This window comes from Moritella dasanensis ArB 0140, from assembly GCF_000276805.1.
In the GTDB taxonomy this organism is placed as follows: Bacteria; Pseudomonadota; Gammaproteobacteria; order Enterobacterales; family Moritellaceae; genus Moritella; species Moritella dasanensis.
In genome coordinates this window covers 1-2,295 of sequence record NZ_AKXQ01000054.1, presented here as the reverse complement: position 1 = coordinate 2,295, position 2,295 = coordinate 1, and the positions used below count along the sequence as shown (strand labels likewise).

General features: G+C 44.1%; 2 protein-coding genes. Both read right to left on the bottom strand.

The features are described from left to right. Window positions 1-254: 254 nt before the first annotated feature. Complete coding sequence (locus tag A923_RS0121820; protein WP_017223806.1) at window positions 255-1,316, bottom strand: IS91 family transposase; 1,062 nt, start codon at window positions 1,314-1,316, stop codon at window positions 255-257. Beyond that, entirely contained in the window at window positions 1,313-2,200 is an 888-nt protein-coding gene (locus A923_RS0121815) for a site-specific integrase (RefSeq protein ID WP_017223805.1), read from the bottom strand. The genes A923_RS0121820 and A923_RS0121815 overlap by 4 nt, the downstream gene beginning before the upstream one ends. Window positions 2,201-2,295: the final 95 nt, after the last annotated feature.

The following is a 2,295-nucleotide window of genomic DNA, read 5'->3' as shown; positions in this document are numbered from 1 at the left end:
TAACAAATAAGAATAGGTGTCGCGCAGCCGACACCTTATTCGGGTGTTGAGCAAGCCCGAGCTCTTCTTTATATAGTAAATAACGTGTTTGATCTTGATGGGCACTTCGTCTTGGGGCTAAATCCAAGACGAGCGAAATTGAGATAAATAACAGATCTGTTATTTATCAATTAATTAGCCAGTCTTAACCATGAAGTTCAATACCTCCAGTTCATATTCTTAATGCCATTATCCTTATTATGTTCGCCTTTCGGCTAGGTCGTTCGCGTGATACCAACGCACTTCATTTCATGCTGACAGCAAGGGCAAATACGTATTGCTTTGCTTGGTGTTGTTGCTGCGAGTAACGGCATTTTCCAATTGAACAGATGCAGTAATATGATTTGAATACGCATTCTCAGCCGTTTGGCATTACCGTGTAAAAAACCATAATCTCTCACTCGCTGGAGTCCTTTTGGCAACACATGCTGCAAGATTAGCCAGAGGAATTTCAGCGTTGGTAAGATTCTGGTTTTTGTTGCTTGAGTTTGCCCGTCTTTATAGTTGAATGTCACTGTATTATGGCTCGTGTCGATGATGTCTTTATCAGGCAATATGCCCCGATATAAATAGCGTGACAGATATTGTAAGGCGGGAAGACCGTAACCGACTTTGCGGCAATCAACGACCCATTTAGTGGGTAATGTGCCAGTGTTCGCGAGAGATAAATCAGCGTGCCGATTGATTGCATCAATCATTCTAGCTCGCCAGACTTTAGCCAGTGCAAAGGCGTTAAACAGATAGTTACTCTTACCTTTATGCCATTGGTTGCGCATTTTATTGTAGCTCCCACTGGCGACTATAATGTGTAAATGGGGATGTAAATTACGTTTCCTGTTGTGAGTATGCAAAACGGTGGTGAAGCCAATTTCACCGCCGTTTCTACGTTTAGCAAAATCCTTCAATACCGATGCTGCAACTGAAAACATGGATTGATATAGCGCCTTGGATTGCGAACGCGCAAGCGTTCGTAACTCATAGGGCAAAGTGAACGTGACCATAAAATAATGTACGGGTAGTAATTTAGATTGTTGGCGCATGAGCCAATCAGAAGTGGTGCGCTGTTGGCATTGTGGACAATGGCGATGACCGCAAGAAAGTGGCATTCGATCACCATGTTGGCAGTGATGGCAAAGCCATTGCGAGCAACCTTGGTTACTCGTTTTGCAACTGAGCATGGCGTAAATGGCGCGGCGACTATCATGTGAGAGTTGATTGCCATATTCACTTTCAAACTCTTGATGATGTTGACGAAGCAAGTCAATGAACGTACTCATTTCAAGCTCCAATCTAACGCTAACTTGTCAGCAAGGTGATTAATAGCGACCGCTGCATCTCGCTGTTTAAGTTGGGTTAGCTGCGTATATCGAGCGGTAGTATTGAGACTGGCATGACCAAGTAACACTTGCAGCGAACGTAAGTCTAAACCATTTTCCAGCAAGTGAGTCGCAAAGCAATGACGTAGCGAATGGGGGCTAACGAGTTTATTGATATTACAATCACGTAAAACTTGTTTGATGGCTTTTTGAATGCCACCTTTATCCATCGGCGAGTTCATGCCGTTGCCAAGTCCAGGGAATATCAATCGTGCGTGATGGTGCGTTTGCCAATGACTGCGTAGCGCGTGCAGGGTTCGTTTTGGCAATGGCACCAATCTATCTTTGCCGCCTTTAGCTTCGCGGATATGCACTTGCATGGTCTGGCTATCGATGTCATGAACCGTCAGGTTTAAGCCTTCACTTAAACGCAAACCCATGCTGTAAAGGGTGAGAAAGAACACTTGATAGCGCTGTTTCTTAGTGCCATTGATGACTTTACTTATTTGCGCTGGCGTCAAGATGTCGGGCAGACGTTTAACCTGTGGAGGTTTGACGATGTTGAGCCATTCCCATTGTTTATCAAGCGTGTAGCGATAGAAAAACTGCAAGCCGTTACGGTCTAATTTAATGGTGCTCCAAGAGTGAGTTTGGATAAGACTGTTAAAGTAATCCTTTAAATCAGCCGTTGTTAATCCATCGGGAGACTTATCAAAGTAAGCCGAAATACGTCGAACCGCACGAGAATAGCCATCAATAGTCGCTGGTCGTTTACCTTGCAGTCTTAAATTGATAAGGTGTTGTTCATAAAGAAAATTAAATCGTTGCTGGTGTGAAGTGTTCATACTGAATCTCCAATGTCACCACCCTAATGGTGATGCTATTGGTAAGTATGACTGGTGGGGGTAATTACTCCGCCGCGTAGCGGCTTCGTTCAACA